The 16,800-nt window shown below is 69.9% G+C and carries 13 protein-coding genes; 3 read left to right on the top strand and 10 right to left on the bottom strand.

The genetic code is table 11. From position 1 onward, the window contains the following. Nucleotides 1-293: 293 nt before the first annotated feature. The 5 genes from ASG87_RS03085 to ASG87_RS19085 form a co-directional block, all read right to left on the bottom strand. On the bottom strand, nucleotides 294-1,280 hold the full coding sequence (locus ASG87_RS03085; protein ID WP_056000657.1) for a PD40 domain-containing protein: 987 nt from the start codon (nucleotides 1,278-1,280) through the stop codon (nucleotides 294-296). A gap of 209 nt (nucleotides 1,281-1,489) precedes the next feature. Further along, a complete protein-coding gene (locus tag ASG87_RS03080) occupies nucleotides 1,490-2,278 on the bottom strand; it encodes a response regulator (protein ID WP_056000654.1) in 789 nt (262 codons plus the stop codon). Beyond that, nucleotides 2,275-3,357, bottom strand: coding sequence for a histidine kinase (locus ASG87_RS03075; protein WP_056000652.1), 1,083 nt, complete (start codon nucleotides 3,355-3,357; stop codon nucleotides 2,275-2,277). Before ASG87_RS03075 ends, ASG87_RS03080 begins: the two co-directional genes overlap by 4 nt. Nucleotides 3,358-3,448: 91 nt before the next feature. Further along, nucleotides 3,449-4,366, bottom strand: a complete 918-nt coding sequence (locus ASG87_RS03070; protein WP_082582716.1) for a PD40 domain-containing protein — start codon at nucleotides 4,364-4,366, stop codon at nucleotides 3,449-3,451. A gap of 98 nt (nucleotides 4,367-4,464) precedes the next feature. After that, nucleotides 4,465-5,061, bottom strand: coding sequence for a DUF1579 family protein (locus ASG87_RS19085; RefSeq protein ID WP_162258306.1), 597 nt, complete (start codon nucleotides 5,059-5,061; stop codon nucleotides 4,465-4,467). A 312-nt stretch (nucleotides 5,062-5,373) separates the two neighbouring features. Between ASG87_RS19085 and ASG87_RS03060 the strand changes: the two genes are divergently transcribed. Further along, the gene (locus ASG87_RS03060) at nucleotides 5,374-5,874 is read left to right on the top strand and encodes a nuclear transport factor 2 family protein (protein ID WP_056000644.1); all 501 of its coding nucleotides are present in this window, start codon (nucleotides 5,374-5,376) and stop codon (nucleotides 5,872-5,874) included. Between the two features lie 573 nt (nucleotides 5,875-6,447). On the opposite strand, the gene ASG87_RS03055 is transcribed toward ASG87_RS03060, so the two are convergent. The 5 genes from ASG87_RS03055 to ASG87_RS03035 all read right to left on the bottom strand — a co-directional run bounded on the left by ASG87_RS03055 (nucleotide 6,448) and on the right by ASG87_RS03035 (nucleotide 14,273). Then, nucleotides 6,448-7,482, bottom strand: coding sequence for an NADP-dependent oxidoreductase (locus ASG87_RS03055; RefSeq protein ID WP_056000642.1), 1,035 nt, complete (start codon nucleotides 7,480-7,482; stop codon nucleotides 6,448-6,450). Nucleotides 7,483-7,525: 43 nt separating this feature from the next. Then, a complete protein-coding gene (locus tag ASG87_RS03050) occupies nucleotides 7,526-8,293 on the bottom strand; it encodes an SDR family oxidoreductase (protein WP_082582714.1) in 768 nt (255 codons plus the stop codon). After that, a complete protein-coding gene (locus ASG87_RS03045; RefSeq protein ID WP_056000638.1) occupies nucleotides 8,290-9,723 on the bottom strand; it encodes an efflux transporter outer membrane subunit in 1,434 nt (477 codons plus the stop codon). The genes ASG87_RS03050 and ASG87_RS03045 overlap by 4 nt, the downstream gene beginning before the upstream one ends. Nucleotide 9,724: 1 nt before the next feature. Further along, nucleotides 9,725-12,919 (bottom strand): multidrug efflux RND transporter permease subunit, encoded by a 3,195-nt coding sequence (locus ASG87_RS03040; protein ID WP_056000635.1) that lies wholly within the window; start codon nucleotides 12,917-12,919, stop codon nucleotides 9,725-9,727. Nucleotides 12,920-13,076: 157 nt separating this feature from the next. Next, nucleotides 13,077-14,273, bottom strand: a complete 1,197-nt coding sequence (locus ASG87_RS03035) for an efflux RND transporter periplasmic adaptor subunit (protein ID WP_056000632.1) — start codon at nucleotides 14,271-14,273, stop codon at nucleotides 13,077-13,079. Between the two features lie 143 nt (nucleotides 14,274-14,416). Here ASG87_RS03035 and ASG87_RS03030 point away from each other — a divergent pair, with 143 nt between their 5' ends. Continuing rightward, a complete protein-coding gene (locus ASG87_RS03030; protein WP_056000629.1) occupies nucleotides 14,417-15,388 on the top strand; it encodes a LysR family transcriptional regulator in 972 nt (323 codons plus the stop codon). A 165-nt stretch (nucleotides 15,389-15,553) separates the two neighbouring features. After that, nucleotides 15,554-16,675, top strand: a complete 1,122-nt coding sequence (locus ASG87_RS03025) for a serine hydrolase (protein WP_082582713.1) — start codon at nucleotides 15,554-15,556, stop codon at nucleotides 16,673-16,675. The last annotated feature ends 125 nt before the right edge of the window (nucleotides 16,676-16,800 follow it).

Raw genomic sequence — 16,800 nt, 5'->3', positions numbered from 1 at the left:
CGGTTTCGCCCCGACCCGTCATCCCGGCGAAGGCCGGGATCCAGTGACTTTGGTCCATCGAAGTGTAGAGGCGCTGGATTCCAGCTTTCGCTGGAATGACGGGTCTCGGTAGCGAGGGTGTCGGTGCCTGGCTTGCTGGTTTCGCCCCGGCTCGTCATCCCGGCGAAGGCCGGGATCCAGTGACTTTGATCCACCAGAGCGTGGAGGACGTTCAATGACCGGCCCTTCGGCTGTCGAAAAGCATCTCCAGCGTTCGCTGGAATGACGGTTTCGGGAGGTGGGAGGGGCCGCGCTCAGCCGGCCGGTGGCGCGATCCCATGCGCGCGCAGCACGCCGGAGATGTCGAAGCGCCACAGGTTGCGCGAGCCGTTGAGCGGGGATTGCAGGCGTTGCTGCAGGGTGGTGGCGTTGTCGCGGGGTTTAGGGAAGCGCACCTCGTCTTGGCGGGCGCTCGACACGAACAGTTCGCCGAAGGCGCGGCCCAGCGAGGGGGCGTTTTCCAGCTTGTCGCTGTTGACGTCGCCGCCGAGGCGTTCGGGCTTGCTCCAGCGGCCGTCCGCCTGGCGGAAGGCGATGTAGAGGTCGGCGCTGCCCAGCGAGTCGCCTTCGTTGCCGGCGTAGACCAGGAATCGCCCCTGCGGGTCGATCGCCGGGTCCATCCGGCTGTGCGCGGCGTCGCCCAGCGGCAGTTGCTCGGGAGCCGCGTAGCCGTTGCCCTGCCGGCGCGCCACGTAGATCTGGTAGGCCTTGCCGGAGTCGGGGCGGTGCGCGGAGAAGTAGACGTCGCCGTTGGCCGCCACCGAAGGGTTGTAGATCATCGCGCCGTCGTTGAGCGCGCCATCGACGTGCACCGGATCGCCCCAGCGGCCGTCCGCCTGCCGTTCGACGAACCACAGGTTGGTGCCGGGAAAACGGTGGCCGCCCATCTCCACCGTGACCGGCGCGTCGCCCTGCCGGGGCGGGCGGTTGGAGACGAAGTACAGGCGCTTGCCGTCGGGCGATAGCGACGGCTCGGAGTCGTGCCACTGGCCGGAGAACGCGGCGACTTCCGGCGCCGACCAGCCGCCGCCCCGGCGGTGCGACACCATGATGGTGTCGTCGGCCTCGGCGAAGTCCGAGCGCATGAAGTACAGCGTGCGGCCGTCCGGCGCCAGCGCCGCCGAGGTTTCCTGCAGGCCGGTGGAGATCGTGCCGGGGCCGACCAGCTCGCCGGCGTGGGCCGTGGCAACGGTCAGGGCGAGGCCGCAGCAGGCGGCGATCCAGGATGGTTTCGGCGACATGAGTGGTTCTCCACGCGAATGGGAATGGCAAGCCGAGCCTGCCGCCCGGGCCGTTGCCGCGCAGGCGTTATGTGACGGCAGGCGCGGATGGCGTGACGAGCGGTCCGATGCGGCCGCCGGACCCTCGATTCCTTGCAGGGGCGGTTTCGGTTGCGATGCCCTGGCATGCGCGTGACCACGGGCCGGAGGCAGCGCGACGGGTGCGGCTTCTACGCGCGGGCCGGGGCGCTTCGGCGCAGGCCCAGGGCGGCCATGGCGCCGACGCGGAAGCGCCGGCTGAGGGTGAGCCGGGTGCCGTCGCGCAGCACCACCTCGGCATTGCCCTGGAACAGCGGATGGATCTCGGCCACCCGCGCCAGGTTGACCACGATGCCGCGATGGATGCGCAGGAAGCAGGCCGGATCGAGCATGGCCAGCAGGTGTTGCAGGGTGTCGCGGTGCAGGAAGCGGGCGCCGTTCACGTGCAGGTGCAGGTAGTTGCCGTCGGCGCGTATCCAGTCGATGTCGTCGGTGGCGAGCACGTGGAGGCGTTCGCCGCTGCGCACGCTGATGCGCTGCGCGTAGCCGCTGCCGGCGGATGCGGCGGCGGGCTGTTCCGCGAGCGGGCCGTGTCCGGCGTGCAGGCCCTGCCAGTGCTTGAGCACGCGCGCCATCGCCTGGTCGAACCGCGCCTGCGCGAACGGCTTGAGCACGTAGTCCAGCGCGTTGGCGTCGAACGCGCGCAGCGCATGCTCGGCGAACGCGGTGGTGAACACCACCAGCGGCAGGCGTTCGGGCGACAGCTCGTGCAGCAGCCCGAAGCCGTCCATGCCGGGCATCTGGATGTCCAGGAACAGCAGGTCCGGCTGCAGCGCCTGCACCAGTTGCATGGCCTCGTCGGCATTGCCGCACTCGCCCACGATCTCCACCTCGGCGTGCGAGGCCAGCGCCTGGCGCAGCGCCAGGCGCGCCAGCACTTCGTCGTCGACCAGTACGGTGCGCAGCCGCGGCAGGTTCATGCGGGCAACTCGATGAACGGCAGGCGCACTTCGGCGCGCGTGCCGCCGTCGGGCATGGCGGTGAGTTCGAGTTGCGCGGTGCCGCCGAACAGCATGTGCAGGCGCGCCCGCGTATTGCTCAGGCCGATGCCTTCGGGCGCACCGGCGGGCGGCAGGCCGAGGCCGTCGTCGTCCACCCGCAGCCGCAGGCGGTCGCCCTCGCGGCGGCTGGAGATGCTCAGCGTGCCGGCGCCGGGCTTGTGCTGCAGGCCGTGGCGCAGCGCGTTCTCCACCAGCGGCTGCAGGATCAGGTTGGGCACGCTCGCGTCGAGCGTGTCGTCGGCGATGTCCAGGCGAGTATGCAGGCGATCCTGGAAGCGCACCTGCTGGATGCCGAGGTAGCAGTCGAGGAATTCCAGCTCGCGCGCGAGCGGCACCTGCGGCGCGTGGCGCTGCTCCAGCGTGAGCCGCAGGAAGTCGCCGAGCCGCGCGATCATCAGCCGCGCCTGCAACGGGTCGGCCAGCGCCAGCGCCGAGATCGCGTTGAGCGTGTTGAACAGGAAATGCGGCTGCAACTGCATGCGCAGCGCCTGCAACTGCGCCTGCGCGAGCTGCGTTTCCAGCTGCGTGCTGCGCAGCCGCTCGTCGCGCAGGTGCCGGCGCGATTCCATCCCGCGCAGCACGGTGAGGATCACCCAGTAGCTCACCAGGCTCTGCTGGAACTTGTAGAAGAACTCCATGTGGATGAAGCCGCCCAGCGAATCCACCGGCATCCGTCCCGGGCCGCAGATCGTCCAGTAGATCGTCAGTTGCACCAGGGTCTGCGCCAGCGCCACGCCGATGCCGGCCGGCCCGTGCAGGGCGAGGAAGCGCGGCCAGCCGAGGCCCGCCGTGCGCCGCCCCAGCCAGCCGATCGCCGGCGCCAGCAGCATCCACAGCCAGAAATCGGCGAGGTTCCAGGTGAGGCCGCGCAGCCAGGCCGGCTCGTGCCCTTCGCTGATCCCGGACAGGCCCGAACTGAGCGCGTACGACAAGGCCAGCACGGTCCAGAAGCCGAAGGCCACGAGCCATGGCTTCAGGCGTTGCGGTTCGGCGGGCATGGGAAGTTCGCTGGCGATGATCGTCGCTCCGGACTCGGGCGTTCGCCGAGTGTGCCTTCGCCGGTAGCCGGTCGAAAGTGCCGTGGGCCAGTCACTTGCGCGGCTTCGCATGCTGCGCCAGCCAAGCTCGCAGGGCGAAGGTCTGGACGCGGTTGCCCGGCCCGCTGAAGTAGAGCGTGGAGAGGTCCGGGTCGAACCGGGACTCGGTACCGGCAATGCCGAGATCGACGGGACGGCTCCAGCCGCCGGGCGTGGCGAAGGCGATGAAGATGTCGCTCGTGGTCGCCGACGAGGGCGGGCGGTCCGAGGTGAACACGATGAAGGACTGGTCCGGCGCCACGGCGGGGTCGTAGTCGTCGGTCACGCCGTCGCTGAAGGGCAGCGGCACCGCCGCTTGCAGCCTGCCCCGGGCGGCATGGCTGACGTAGAGCCGGAAATGGCTGGTCGCCGGGTCCGCCTTCATGAAATAGAGGCTGCCGTCGGCGGCCACCGCCGGCGCGTAGACGGAGCTGCCGCTGTTGACGGCATCGGGCAGGCGCACGGGGGCGCTCCAGCCGTCGGCGCGGCGGTCCGTCCGCCACAGGTTGCCGCCGCGTTGTGGCTGCGGCTTGTCGTCGTAGTAGCCGTCGAGCGCGGCGCCGCCGGGCGTGGCCGGCCGGTTGGACGCGAAGACCAGGTACGAGCCGTCCGGCGCCATGGCCGGTTCCATGTCCATCCACGTGCCGCCGGAAAAGGATGCCGGCCGTGCCGCCGACCAGGTGTCGCCGTGCCGGTCGGTGTACAGGATGCGCCGCGACTCGCCGCGACCCTGCGCGAAGAACACGGCATGCCGGCCGGGAGCGAAGGCGGGCGAGGCGACCGACGCCTGGAGCCAGGGCGCCTGTCCGTCCGGCGCGACGCTGGCGGACGCGTTGCCGGAGGCCGCTGGCCCGGCCGTTGCGAATGCGGCGGTGCAGGCGCAGGCCAGTCCAAGGCCGGCGGAAAGAAGCCAGGAAGATCGCGTGAACATGTTGGACCTCCACTCATGGGGGCGTAGTGGACGACGGGGATGCCGGGCCGGCGATGCCGCATGCCGGCCCTAGTCAGGGTGCCGATGGCGTGGCCTGGTCAGCGCGGCATGGGTGTCGGCGGCATGCGCGTGCACGTCAGTTCGTCGCCGGTCTTCCAGGCGCCGGAGGCGTCCTTGTGGGCATAGGCGAAGTGGTAGTGCGAGGCGTCCTGGCGGTGGAACACGAAGCGGTCGACGTAGCCGCCGGTGGCGGTGTTTTCCAGCGTCAGCGCATCGCCCTGCCAGCCGCTTGAGGTGTAATGCCGCAGGCCGCCCATGGCGTCGAACACGGTCACGGTGAAGTGCCCGGCGGCGCGGTCGTAGCCCCACCATTCGTCGGCGGCGTAGCGGTTCGGCGGGAGGTCCGCGTGGTGCATGCGCAGCCAGTGGCCGTCCAGCTCGCGCGTGAAGGTCTCGGTGGAGCGGATCGGCCGGCCGTCGGCGAACCGGCCGGCGCACTGCCACGATCCGACGAACCAGGCCAGCGGCGCCAACGCGTCCGTGGCGGCGCGTGCCGGCATGAGCGGGGCGAGCGACAGGGCGAGCAGCAACAGGCCGGCGTGCCGCCGGAAGCGTGCCGCCGGCTTGCCGCCGCGCGTCGCTGTCGAGCCGGTGTCTGCGGTTGCCGGAATGGCGAAGGTTGTCGCAAGGCGCACGGTCGTCTCTCGATGGTGCCCGGGAAAGCGCCCAGGCGGGCGCCGACAGGGTGGTGCCTGCGGCCGGCGCGGTCGCCGCTTCCGTGACGGACGGCCAGCGGGCGGTGACGAGCGGCGCGCCTGGTCGCGCAAGCGGTCGCTGCCGCCACGTCGCGGCCGGCGCGCCGGTTCTACCGTCCGGCTTGCCGTTGATCGCCGCAAAATGGCCGTCCGCCACACCATCCGGGCGCTCGTCACGAACCTGCCGCGATACGCCTCTGCGTGGCGCAGCCTCGCCCGGCGGCAACCCCGCCGCGGACCACGGAGCACGACATGCGCAAGCAGTATTCCCCCAGAGCCGGCGCGGCATGGCTGGCCGCGCTGGTACTCGGCGCCGCCGCGGCGAGCGCGGCCACCCCGGCGCCGGATGCGGCCGGCAGCGGCGAACGCGCGAAGACCGCGGCGGCGGTGATCGCGGTCGACCAGCACTGGCTGGATGCGGAACTCGACGGCGATACCGCCTGGCTCGACCAGATGCTGCTGCCCGAATACCGCTCGGTGGGCGCCGACGGCAGCGTGCATCCCAAGGCCGCGATCCTGGCGAACGCGACGAAGAACCGCGGCTCGAAGACCCAGCGCGCCGAGGTCGAGGCATGGCTGAAGGCGCACCCCTCGGGCAAGTCGGTGGCGATCCATGGCGACACCGCGGTGCTGTCGTTCTACGACTTGGCGAAGGGTGCGGCCGGCGACGTGCGTTCCTCCGACGTCTTCGTCTATATCGACGGGCGCTGGCACGGGCTGTATTCGCAGCACAGCGGGCCGCGCAAGAACTGAAGTGGAAGGACCGCCGTGCCGGTCCGCCTTCGCTCGTCATCCTGGCGGAAGTGGGGGTCCAGCGACTTTGGATCATCGGAGCGCAGAGGCCCTGGATTCCAGCGTTCGCTGGAATGACGTCTTCGAGGAGTGCGGGTGCCGGTGTGTGACCTGCCGGTTCCGACCCGGCCCGTCATCCCGGCGAAAGCCGGGATCCAGCGACTTTGGATCATCGGAGCGCAGAGGCCCTGGATTCCAGCGTTCGCTGGAATGACGCTTTCGAGGAGTGCGGGTGCCGGCGCGTGGTTTGCCGGATTCGCCCCGGCCCGTCATCCCGGCGGAAGCCTGGATCCAGTGACTTTGGATCATCGGAGCGCAGAGGCACTGGATTCCAGCCTTCGCTGGAATGACGCTTTCGGGGAGTGTGGGTGTCGGTGCGTGGTTTGCCGTATTCGCCTCGGCTCGTCATCCCGGCGAAAGCCGGGATCCAGCGACTTTGGATCATCGGAGTGCAGATGCCCTGGATTCCAGCGTTCGCTGGAATGACGACTTCGAGGCGTGCGGGTGCCGGTGCGTGGCCGGAGGCGTTCCGCTTCAGGCGTCGGCGACCCGGACCACCAGCTTGCCGAAGTTGCGGCCTTCGAGCAGGCCGATGAAGGCGGCCGGTGCGTTCTCCAGGCCGTCGACGCGGTCCTCGCGCAGCTTCAGTTGGCCTGCGTCGAGCCAGGCCAGCATGTCGCGGCGGAAGGCCTCGAAGCGTTCGCCGTAGTGGTCGAGGATGATGAAGCCCTGCATGCGGATGCGCTTCTGCAGCACGGTCGCCATCAGCTGCGGGCGCCGGTCCGGGCCGGGCGGCAGGGTCGGCTCGTTGTAGTGCGCGATCACGCCGCACACCGGCACGCGCGCGCCGTTGTTGAGCAGCGGCAGGACGGCGTCGAACACGGCGCCGCCCACGTTCTCGAAGTACACGTCGATGCCGTCCGGGCAGGCGGCGGCGAGGCGTTCGCCCAGCCCGGGCTCGCGATGATCGAGGCAGGCATCGAAGCCCAGTTCCTCGACCGCATGGCGGCACTTGTCGGCGCCGCCGGCGATGCCGACCACGCGCGCACCCTTGAGCCGGGCGATCTGCCCCACCACCGCGCCGACCGCGCCGGTCGCCGCCGCCACCACCACGGTTTCGCCCGGCCGCGGCTGGCCGATGTCGAGCAGGCCGACATGGGCGGTGAAGCCGGTCATGCCGAGGGCGCCCAGCGCCAGCGACGGTTGCGCCATCGCGCCGAGCGGCCTCAGGTCGCTGCCGTCGGACAGGGCATAGTCCTGCCAGCCGGCGTTGCCCACGACCAGGTCGCCGGGGCGGAACCGCGGATGCCGCGAGGCGACCACGCGGTTGACCGTACCGCCGACCATCGGAGCATCCAGCGGCACGGCCGGGGCGTAACTCGTCCCGGCCGCATCCATCAGGTTGCGCATGTAGGGATCGAGCGAAAGGTAGAGCGTGCGCAGCAACACCTGCTGCTCGCGGGGCGTGGGGATCGCAGCCTGGTCGAGGCGGAAATCCTGCAGCGTCGGCAGGCCCCGTGGGCGGGTGGCAAGCAGGATGCGGCGGTTGCTCGTGTCGTTTTGCGGCATGCGGGAAAACCGGTGGTGAGCAGGCGGTCGGACGAGGGGCGAACTACCAGGCGATGCGCTGGCGGTCGCGGAAGAAGGTGCCGGTGGTGTTGGCGTGCTCCGGCAGGCAGGCCGCCCACACGATGCCGTCGGCGCCGTCGGCCACCGGGCGGCCGCCCGGGCCGCCCATGTCGGTGGCGACCCAGCCGGGGCATACCGCGTTGACCAGGATGCCGCTGCCGCTGAGTTCCGCGGCCAACGCACGCGTGTAGGAGTTGAGCGCCGCCTTGGAAACCCGGTAGGCCGGGCAGCCGGCGCCCTCGGTGGCGGTGGCGCCGCAACCGCTGGAGACGTTGACGATGCGCCCGTAGCCGTGGCGGCGCATCAGCGGCAGCAGCGCCTCGCTCAGTCGCCAGGCACCGAGCAGGTTGGTGTCCAGCGCCGCGCGCACGCCGTCGATCGCCACCGACGAGGGGCGGTCGCGGATGTCGTAGAAGGCGCCGGCGTTGTTGACCAGGACGTCCAGACGTCCATACCGGTCCTCGATGCGCCGCGCCGCCGCGTCGACGTCGTGCTGCGCGGTGACGTCGAGCTTCACCGCCACCACGTCGGCGCCGTCGTGGCGCAGCTGGCGCGCGGCCTGCTCGCCAACGGCGAGCTCGCGCGCGCCGAGCAGCACGGTCATGCCGGTGGCGGCGAGCTGGCGCACCACTTCCAGGCCGAGTCCGCGGTTGGCGCCGCTGACCAGTGCCACCTGCTGCGCCAGCGGCGGCGCGGCAGTCGTCGGGCGCCGCCGCGGCAGGCGCGGGATCGAGCTGAGCGCCGCGCTCATGGCGCGCTGGCCAGTGCGCCGCAATGCTCGTCGCCGCAGGCCTGCCAGCCGCCGCCGAGCGCCTTGTACAGCGCGATCGCCTGCAGGTTGATCGCGGCCTGGGCCTCGGCGAGCTGGTCCTCGGCGCCGAGCTGGGTGCGCTCGGCGTCGAGCAGCTCCAGGTAGTCGGTGGCGCCGGCGTCGTAGCGCAGCTTGGCGAGCCCGGCCGCGCGACGGCTCTGCACCGCCTGCGCTTCCAGTTTCTGCACGCGCTCGCGCTGCTGGTTGTAGCCGACCAGCGCGTTGTCGACGTCTTCCAGCGCGTGCAGCACGGTGTGCTGGTAGTTCGCCAGCGCCGCATCCGCGCGCGCCTCGCTGGCCTTCACGCCCGAGCGCACGCGCTGCACGTTGAGGCCGGACCAGGAGATGCTCGGTGCCAGCGACCACGCGCGCGTCGACGGGCTGCCGAAGTCGTTGCTGCGCCCGGCGAGGAAGCCGACGAAGCCGCCCAGCGAGATGTGCGGGAACCAGTCCGCCTTGGCCACGCCGATGCGCGCATTGGCGGCGGCCAGCTCGCGTTCGGCGACACGGATGTCCGGCCGCCGCGTCAGCACGTCGCCGGCATGGCCGATCGGCAAGGCGGTATCGATCGGCTTGAAGTGCGCCGGCGAAAGGTCGATGTCCAGTTCGCCCGGGCGCTCGCCGAGCAGCACCGCGAGGCGGAAGCTGTCGGCCTGCGCCTGGGTCTGCAGCAGCGGCAGCTGCGCTTCCACGCCGCTCAGGCGCGCACTGGCGCTGGCGACGTCCTGCGCCGAACCGGTGCCGACCTCGGCGCGGCTGCTGATCAGCTTGAGCGAGTCGCGCTGGTTGGCGATGTCGCGCTGGGCCACCTCGATGCGCAGCTGGGTGCCGCGCAGGTCGAAGTAGTAGCGCGCAACCTCGGCGAACAGGGTCACCTGCGCATCCTGCAGCGAGGCCGCGCCGGCATCGGCATCGGCGCGGGCGGCCTCCACCGAGCGGCGCACGCCGCCGAACAGGTCCAGCTCCCAGCTCGCGTCGAAGCCGGCCTGGTAGGCGGTGACCGTGTTGCGCCGGTCGCTCACGCCCGGCGTCTGTTCGCGGCTGCGCGTATAGCTCGCGCCGGTTTCCACATCCGGCCATTGCTGCGAGCGCGCGGTGCCGAGCAGGGCGCGCGCCTCGTTGAGGCGCGCCAGCGCGATCTTCAGGTCCGGGCTGTTCTTCGCGGCCCGGCTGATCAATGCGTCGAGGGTCGGATCGTTGAACTGGGTCCACCAGTTCGCCTGGAAATCCGCATTCGACTGCTGCGCGGCATCGACGCCCTGCAAGGTCACCGATTTCTCGGCGGGGCGGTGGTAGTCCGGCCCCACGCTGATGCAGCCGGCGAGCAGGAGCGCGCTGGCCAGCGCGCCAAGACGGTAGAGTGATGTCATCTCAATGCTCCTCGAGCGCGGGCGCCTGCAGCTGGGCGGCCTTGTGTGCGGCGCGGCGGGCGGCGGAGCGTTCGCTCCAGCCGCGCACGATCACGTAGAACAGCGGGGTGAACAGCAGGCCGAAGAAGGTCACGCCGAGCATGCCGGAGAACACCGCCACGCCCATCGCATGGCGCATCTCCGCGCCGGCGCCGTGCGAGGTCACCAGCGGCACCACGCCCATGATGAAGGCGAACGAGGTCATCAGGATCGGGCGCAGGCGCAGTCGTGCCGCTTCCAGCACCGCCTGCTTGCGGTCCAGGCCTTCGAGGATCTGCGCCTCGCGGGCGAACTCCACGATCAGGATCGCGTTCTTGCACGCCAGGCCCACCAGCACGATCAGGCCGATCTGGGTGAAGATGTTGTTGTCGCCGCCGCTGAGCCACACGCCGGAGATCGCGGACAGCAGCACCATCGGCACGATCAGGATCACCGCCAGCGGCAGGGTCAGGCTCTCGTACAGCGAGGCCAGCACCAGGAACACCAGCAGCACGCACAGCGGGAACACCAGCACCGCGGTATTGCCGGCGAGGATCTGCTGGTAGGTCAGCTCGGTCCACTCGAACGACATGCCGTTGGGCAGGTTGTCCGCCGCCAGCTTCTCCATCGCCGCCTGTGCCTGGCCGGAGCTGTAACCCGGCGCCGGGCCGCCGTTGATCTCGGCAGTCGGATAGCCGTTGTAGTGCTGCACGCGCTCGGGGCCGACGCTCTGCCGCACGGTGACGAACGAACCCAGCGGCACCATCTGGCCGGCGGCATTGCGCGTCTTGAGCTGGGTGATGTCCTCCGGCTCGTGGCGGAAGCTGGGCTCGGCCGACAGGTTCACCTGGTAGGTGCGCCCGAAGCGGTTGAAGTCGTTGACGTAGAGCGAACCGAGGTAGGCCTGCATGGTCTGGTAGACGTCGGCCATGTCCACGCCCTCGGCCTTGGCCTTCTCGCGGTCCACGTCGGCGTCGATCTGCGGCACGCTGACCTGGAAGCTGGAGAACAGCCCGGCCAGCGCCGGCACCTTCTGGCTTTGCGCGATCAGGTTCTGGGTCTGCTTGTACAGCTCCTCGAAGCCCTGGTCGGAGCGGTCCTCGATCTGGATGCGGAAACCGCCGATCGTGCCCAGGCCCATCACCGGCGGCGGCGGGAACACCGCGATGTAGGCGTCCTGGATCGCCGCGTACTTCTGGTTGAGCGCACCGGCGATCGCGCCGGCGGAGAGTTCCGCGCTGCGGCGTTCCTCGAACGGCTTGAGCGTGACGAACACGATGCCCGAGTTGGTGGAGTTGGTGAAGCCGTTGATCGACAGGCCGGGGAAGGCCACCGCGCTTTCCACGCCCGGCTGCTTCAGCGCGATGTCGCTCATCCGGCGGATCACGTCCTCGGAGCGGTCCAGCGAGGCGGCGTCCGGCAACTGCGCGAACGACACCAGGTACTGCTTGTCCTGCGGTGGCACGAAGCCGGTCGGCACCTTGGCGAAGCCGAACAGGCCCAGCAGCACCAGGCCGCCGTACACGACCAGCGCGATCGAGCCGGAGCGCAGTACCCGCTGCACGCCGCCGACGTAGCCGTTCGCGCTGCGTACGAAGAAGCGGTTGAACGGGCGGAACAGCCAGCCGAAGCCGCGGTCGATGATGCGGCTGAGCTTGTCCTTCGGCGCGCCATGCTCCTGCAGCAGCAGGGCGGACAGTGCCGGGCTCAGGGTCAGCGAATTGAAGGCGGAGATCACCGTGGAGATCGCGATGGTCAGCGCGAACTGGCGGTAGAACTCGCCGGTGAGGCCGCTGATGAAGGCCGCCGGCACGAACACCGCGCACAGCACCAGCGCCGTGGCCACGATCGGCCCGGTCACTTCCTTCATCGCCTGGCGCGTCGCGTCCTTCGGGGACAGGCCGCGCTCGATGTGCCGCTCCACATTCTCCACCACCACGATCGCGTCATCGACCACGATGCCGATCGCCAGCACCAGGCCGAACAGCGACAGCGCGTTGAGCGAGAAGCCGGCCAGGTGCATCACCGCGAAGGTGCCGATCAGCGATACCGGCACCGCCACCAGCGGGATGATCGAGGCGCGCCACGTCTGCAGGAACAGGATCACCACCAGCACGACCAGCAGGATCGCCTCGAACAAGGTGTGCACCACCGCCTCGATCGAGCCGCGCACGAACACGGTCGGGTCGTACACGATGGAGTAGTCCACACCCTGCGGGAACTCCTTCTTCAGCTGCGCCATGGTGGCGCGCACCTCGTCGGAGATCTGGATCGCGTTGGAGCCCGGCCGCGCGAAGATCGGCAGCGCCACCGCCGGCTTGTTGTTGAGCAGGCTGCGCAGCGCGTAGTTGTTGGAGCCCAGCTCCACCCGCGCGACGTCGCCCAGGTGGGTCACCGCGCCGTCGGCGCCGGTGCGCACGACGATCTTGAGGAAGTCCTCCTCGGTAATCAGGCGGCCCTGGGTGTTGATGTTGAGCTGGAACGCCGAGCTGTTCGGCCCGGGCGGCGCATTGAGCGCGCCGGCGGCCACTTCCACGTTCTGCTCGCGGATCGCATGCACGATGTCGCCGGTGGTCAGGTTGCGCTGGGCCAGCCGCTGCGGATCGAGCCAGACGCGCATCGAGTACTCGCCGGCGCCGAACAGCTGCACGTCGCCGACGCCGTCGAGGCGGGCGAGCTGGTCCTTGATGTGCAGCCGGCCGTAGTTCGACAGGTACAGCATGTCGTAGCGGTTGTCCGGCGAGGTCAGGTGCACCACCATGGTCAGGTCGGGCGAGCTCTTCTGCGTGGTCACGCCGAGCCGCTGCACCTCTTCCGGAAGCCGTGGCAGCGCCTGCGCCACGCGGTTCTGCACCTGTACCTGGGCATCGTCCAGGTTAGTGCCCAGCGCGAAGGTCACGGTCAGCGTCATCGCGCCGTCGCTGGTCGCCTGCGAGGCGGTGTAGAGCATGCCTTCGACGCCGTTGATCTGGGTCTCCAGCGGCGTGGCGACCGTCTCGGCGATCACCTTGGGGTTGGCGCCCGGATAGCTGGCGCGCACCACCACGGTCGGCGGCACCACTTCCGGGTACTCGCCGATCGGCAGCTGGAACAGCGAGATCGCACCGGCGATCACGATCAGCACCGACAGCACGCCGGCGAGGATCGGTCGATCCACGAAATATTGGGCGAGTTTCATTGCATCGCTTCCTGGTCGTTGCTTGCGCCTCTCCCGCGTACGGGAAGAGGTCGGGAAGGGCGTTCCCCGGACGTCGAGGCGCACGGGCGCCCCGCTTCCGGACGGAAGTCCCTTCGGTCACCGCGGCCCACCCCCGCACGCAGGGGAGGGAGTCGGGTCAGTTGCGGGCGGCGACCTGGCCGGCGCCGCCGGCGCCCTGCGCCAGTTGCTTGGTCGCGTCGAGGCTGCGGCTTTCCATCGCCACCCTGGTCGGGTTCACTTCCATGCCCGGGCGCACGTGCTGCAGGCCGTTCACCACCACCAGGTCGTTCGGGCCGAGGCCGTCGGTGACCACGCGCAGGCCGTCCAGCAACGGGCCGGTGGTGACCTTGCGGTAGGCCACCTTGCGGTCCTTGCCGAGCACGTAGACGAACTTGTTGCCCAGGTCGGTGCCCACCGCGCGGTCGTCGATCAGCGCGCGCGGCTGCCTGCTGTCGGTGCGCAGTTGCAGCCGCACGTACAGGCCCGGCGTGTAGCGCGCGTCGGCGTTGTCGAACACCGCGCGCAGGCGGATGGTGCCGCTGCCGACCTTGAGCTGGTTGTCGACGAAGTCGATCCGCCCGGCGTGCGGGAAGCCGCTCTCGTCGGCCAGCTCCATCGCGACCTGCGGCGCGCTGCCGTGTTCGCGGCGCAGCTTGTCCAGCTTCAGGAAGCTGTGCTCGTCGACGTCGAAGTAGGCGTACACCGGATTGACGCTGACCACGCTGGTCAGCACGTCGTTTGGCGTGACCAGGTTGCCGGCGGTGATCTGCGCGTTGCTGACGCGGCCGTCGATCGGCGCGCGCACCTCGGTGAACTCGCGGTTGAGGCGGGCGGCCTGCAGTGCGGCAGTGGTGGCGGCCACCTGGCTGCGCGCGCTCTGCGCGGCGGTGCTCTGGCGGTCGGCTTCCTCGCGCGACACGGCGTGCTGCTCGAGCAGCTTGCTCGCGCGCTGCGCGTTGGATTCGGCCAGCGCCAGCTCGGCACGGGCCTGGTTGAGGTTCGCCTGCAGGCGGTCGACTTCGGCCTGGTAGGGCCGCGGGTCGATCTGGAACAGCAGCTGGCCCTTGCGCACGGTGGCGCCTTCCTTGAACTGCACCGAGTCGACGTAGCCGCCGACGCGCGGATGCACCTGCACGGTGTCCACCGCCTGCAGGCGACCGGTGAACTCGTCGGCATCGCTGACCGTGCGCACCAGGGTCTGCGCCACGGTGACGGCGGGCGGCGGCGGGGCGCCGGCGGTCTGCGCGTGGCTGTCGCCGTGTTCGCCCAGGACGGCCCAGCTGCCGACGGCAACGGCCGCGGCCAGGGCGGTAAGAATCCATCGCTTCTTCATGTCGCACTCCCGGAAATCGTGCGCCGGACGCGGGGTCGGCCGGCGAGGGTGGGGAGAATAGGTATACTGACGGGTATAGAAAACCCGCTTCTTGCGCATTACACTCGTGCTTCGCAATCACGAATCGGCTAGGGATCGAGGCTATGGAAGACTTTTCAGCAATTTCCGCGTTCGTCCGCGTGGTCGAGGCCAAGAGCTTCGCCGCCGCCGCCACCCAATTGGGGATGACCCCGTCCGGGGTCAGCCGGGCCGTGTCGCGGCTGGAGACCCAGCTGGGCGCCCGGCTGCTGTTCCGTTCCACGCGCGCGCTGCGTTTGACCGACGATGGGGCATCGTTCCATGCACGTTGCAAGGAGATTCTTGCCGATCTGGCCGAAGCCACCGAGGCGCTGGGGCACGCGCGCAGCCACCCGGTGGGCAAGCTGCGGGTGGCCGCGCATTCGGCGATCGGCCGCTCGGCACTGATCCCGAACCTGGTCGAATTCGAGGCGCGCTACCCGGACATCCGGCTCGAACTGGCGATGTGCGACTACCAGTTCGACCTCAACGAGGAGGGCTTCGACTGCGCCATCCGCATGGGCGAGCTGGCCGATTCCAACCTGATCGCGCGCAAGCTGGGCTATTTCAACAACGTGCTGTGCGCCGCGCCCGACTACCTGCGCAGGCACGGCGCGCCGCGCAGCATCGAGGACCTCAAGCAGCACCGCTGCATCAACTACGTCTATCCGAGCACCGGCAAGCCGTACCAGTGGCAGTTCGACACGCCGAGCGGGCGCGTCGCGCTGGACATCGACGCGCACATGCTGATCAACGACGGCGAGTCGGTGATCCAGGCGGCGGTGGCGGGCCTGGGCATCATCCAGATCCCGCATTGCCTGGCCGCCAGCGCGCTGGCCAAGGGCCAGCTGGAGATCGTCATGACCGACACGATCTCCACCGGCTCGCCGCTGTGGATCGTCTACCCGCAGAAGCGCCACCTGTCGGCGCGCGTGCAGGCCTTCATCGAATGGATCAGCGAACTGTTCCAGCGCACCAGCGAGCCGCAGTGCCGGATCGCCGCGCGGATCAACGCCGAGAAGGCCGAGCGCGGCGTGCGGGAGCTGGCTGCCGCGTAAAAGGCGGCGCCTTGCGCAACCATCAGGGGCGCAAGGCATGCGCCCTCGACGGTCGTGCCATCCGCAAGGCCGTTGCGGCGCGCCTTCATAAATCTTCATTCGCGTTTCAGGCACTTCATCCGCTGCCGCGCTCTGCTGGCGACTCATCCTCAGTGGAGATGCTGCATGCCTTACCTGACGACCCGATGGGCCTGCGCGCTGGCGCTGGCCGGCCTGTTCCGGCCCCTGGCCGCCGCCGACTACCGCCCGCAGGGGCGGGACGATGGCTGGCAGGTCGCCGACGCGAGCGCGCTGCACTGGCATACCGATCGCTTCCGCGCGCTGGAGGCCAAGCTGGCCGACGGCAGCTACAAGGGCGTCACCAGCGTGGTGGTGGCCCGGGACGGCAAGCTGGTCTACGAGACCTACGCCGGCGAGGGCGCGGTCGACCATCTCAACGACATCCGTTCGGCGAGCAAGAGCGTCACCGCGCTGCTGGTCGGCGCCGCGATCGCGCGCAAGACCATCGCCGGCGTCGGCGACAGGGTCTACGACTACTTCCCCGACAAGCGGCCCTACCTGCACCCGGACCCGCGCAAGCAGGCGATCACGCTGGAAGACCTGCTGACCATGAGCTCGCTGTGGGAATGCAATGACGACAACCCGTTCTCCACCGGCAACGAGGAGCGCATGTACGTTACCGAGGACTGGCTGCAGTTCGCGCTGGACCTGCCGGTCAAGGGCTTCGCGCCGTGGATGGCCCGGCCGGCGGACAGCCCGTACGGCCGCGCGTTCTCCTATTGCACGGCCGGCGCCTTCACCCTGGGCGCGGTGGTGGAGCGCGCGACGCACCGGCCGCTGGCCGCGTTCGCCGCCGACGTGCTGGAGCGCCCGCTCGGCATCCGTGCGGTGAAATGGAACACGTCGCCGCTGGGCATCGGCATGGGCGGTGGCGGCACCCGCTATCGCAGCCGCGACCTGGCCAAGCTCGGCGAGCTGGCGCTGGACGAGGGCCGCTGGCAGGGCCGCCAGGTGATCCCGGCATCGTGGGTCCGCGCCATGCTGACGCCGCGCGTGCAGGCTCGCGAGGACGCCGACTACGGCTACCTGTGGTGGCGCTTCCGCTTTCCGGTGCATGGCGTGGAACAACCGGTGTGGGCGATGAGCGGCAACGGCGGCAACTACGTCTTCGTGATGCCCGCGCAGCGCCTGGTCGCGGTGGTCACCAGCACCGCCTACAACCAGCGCTATGCCCATCCGCAGTCGCAGGAAATCTTCCGCGACTACGTGTTGCAGGCGCTGCCCTGAGAGCCGTTCAAAGTCTCCCTATCGGACTGGAATCCCCTCATGCTCCATTCGTCATTCCTGCGGGACGTTTTTCAACAGCCGAAGGGCTGGTCGTCCAGAGACTTTTTCCTTTCCCAAAGCCTAGG

The sequence above is a fragment of the Frateuria sp. Soil773 genome (genome assembly GCF_001428405.1).
In the GTDB taxonomy this organism is placed as follows: domain Bacteria; phylum Pseudomonadota; class Gammaproteobacteria; order Xanthomonadales; family Rhodanobacteraceae; genus LMSL01.
The sequence above is the reverse complement of the archived record's forward strand: the minus strand, read 5'-3'. Positions and strand labels throughout refer to the sequence as shown.

Coding starts and splice junctions, on each gene's coding strand:
- ASG87_RS03085 (WP_056000657.1), bottom strand. CDS start 1,280: ATGTCGCCGAAACCATCCTGGATCGCCGCCTGCTGCGGCCTCGCCCTG.
- ASG87_RS03080 (WP_056000654.1), bottom strand. CDS start 2,278: ATGAACCTGCCGCGGCTGCGCACCGTACTGGTCGACGACGAAGTGCTG.
- ASG87_RS03075 (WP_056000652.1), bottom strand. CDS start 3,357: ATGCCCGCCGAACCGCAACGCCTGAAGCCATGGCTCGTGGCCTTCGGC.
- ASG87_RS03070 (WP_082582716.1), bottom strand. CDS start 4,366: ATGTTCACGCGATCTTCCTGGCTTCTTTCCGCCGGCCTTGGACTGGCC.
- ASG87_RS03060 (WP_056000644.1), top strand. CDS start 5,374: ATGCGCAAGCAGTATTCCCCCAGAGCCGGCGCGGCATGGCTGGCCGCG.
- ASG87_RS03055 (WP_056000642.1), bottom strand. CDS start 7,482: ATGCCGCAAAACGACACGAGCAACCGCCGCATCCTGCTTGCCACCCGC.
- ASG87_RS03050 (WP_082582714.1), bottom strand. CDS start 8,293: ATGAGCGCGGCGCTCAGCTCGATCCCGCGCCTGCCGCGGCGGCGCCCG.
- ASG87_RS03045 (WP_056000638.1), bottom strand. CDS start 9,723: ATGACATCACTCTACCGTCTTGGCGCGCTGGCCAGCGCGCTCCTGCTC.
- ASG87_RS03040 (WP_056000635.1), bottom strand. CDS start 12,919: ATGAAACTCGCCCAATATTTCGTGGATCGACCGATCCTCGCCGGCGTG.
- ASG87_RS03035 (WP_056000632.1), bottom strand. CDS start 14,273: ATGAAGAAGCGATGGATTCTTACCGCCCTGGCCGCGGCCGTTGCCGTC.
- ASG87_RS03030 (WP_056000629.1), top strand. CDS start 14,417: ATGGAAGACTTTTCAGCAATTTCCGCGTTCGTCCGCGTGGTCGAGGCC.
- ASG87_RS03025 (WP_082582713.1), top strand. CDS start 15,554: ATGCCTTACCTGACGACCCGATGGGCCTGCGCGCTGGCGCTGGCCGGC.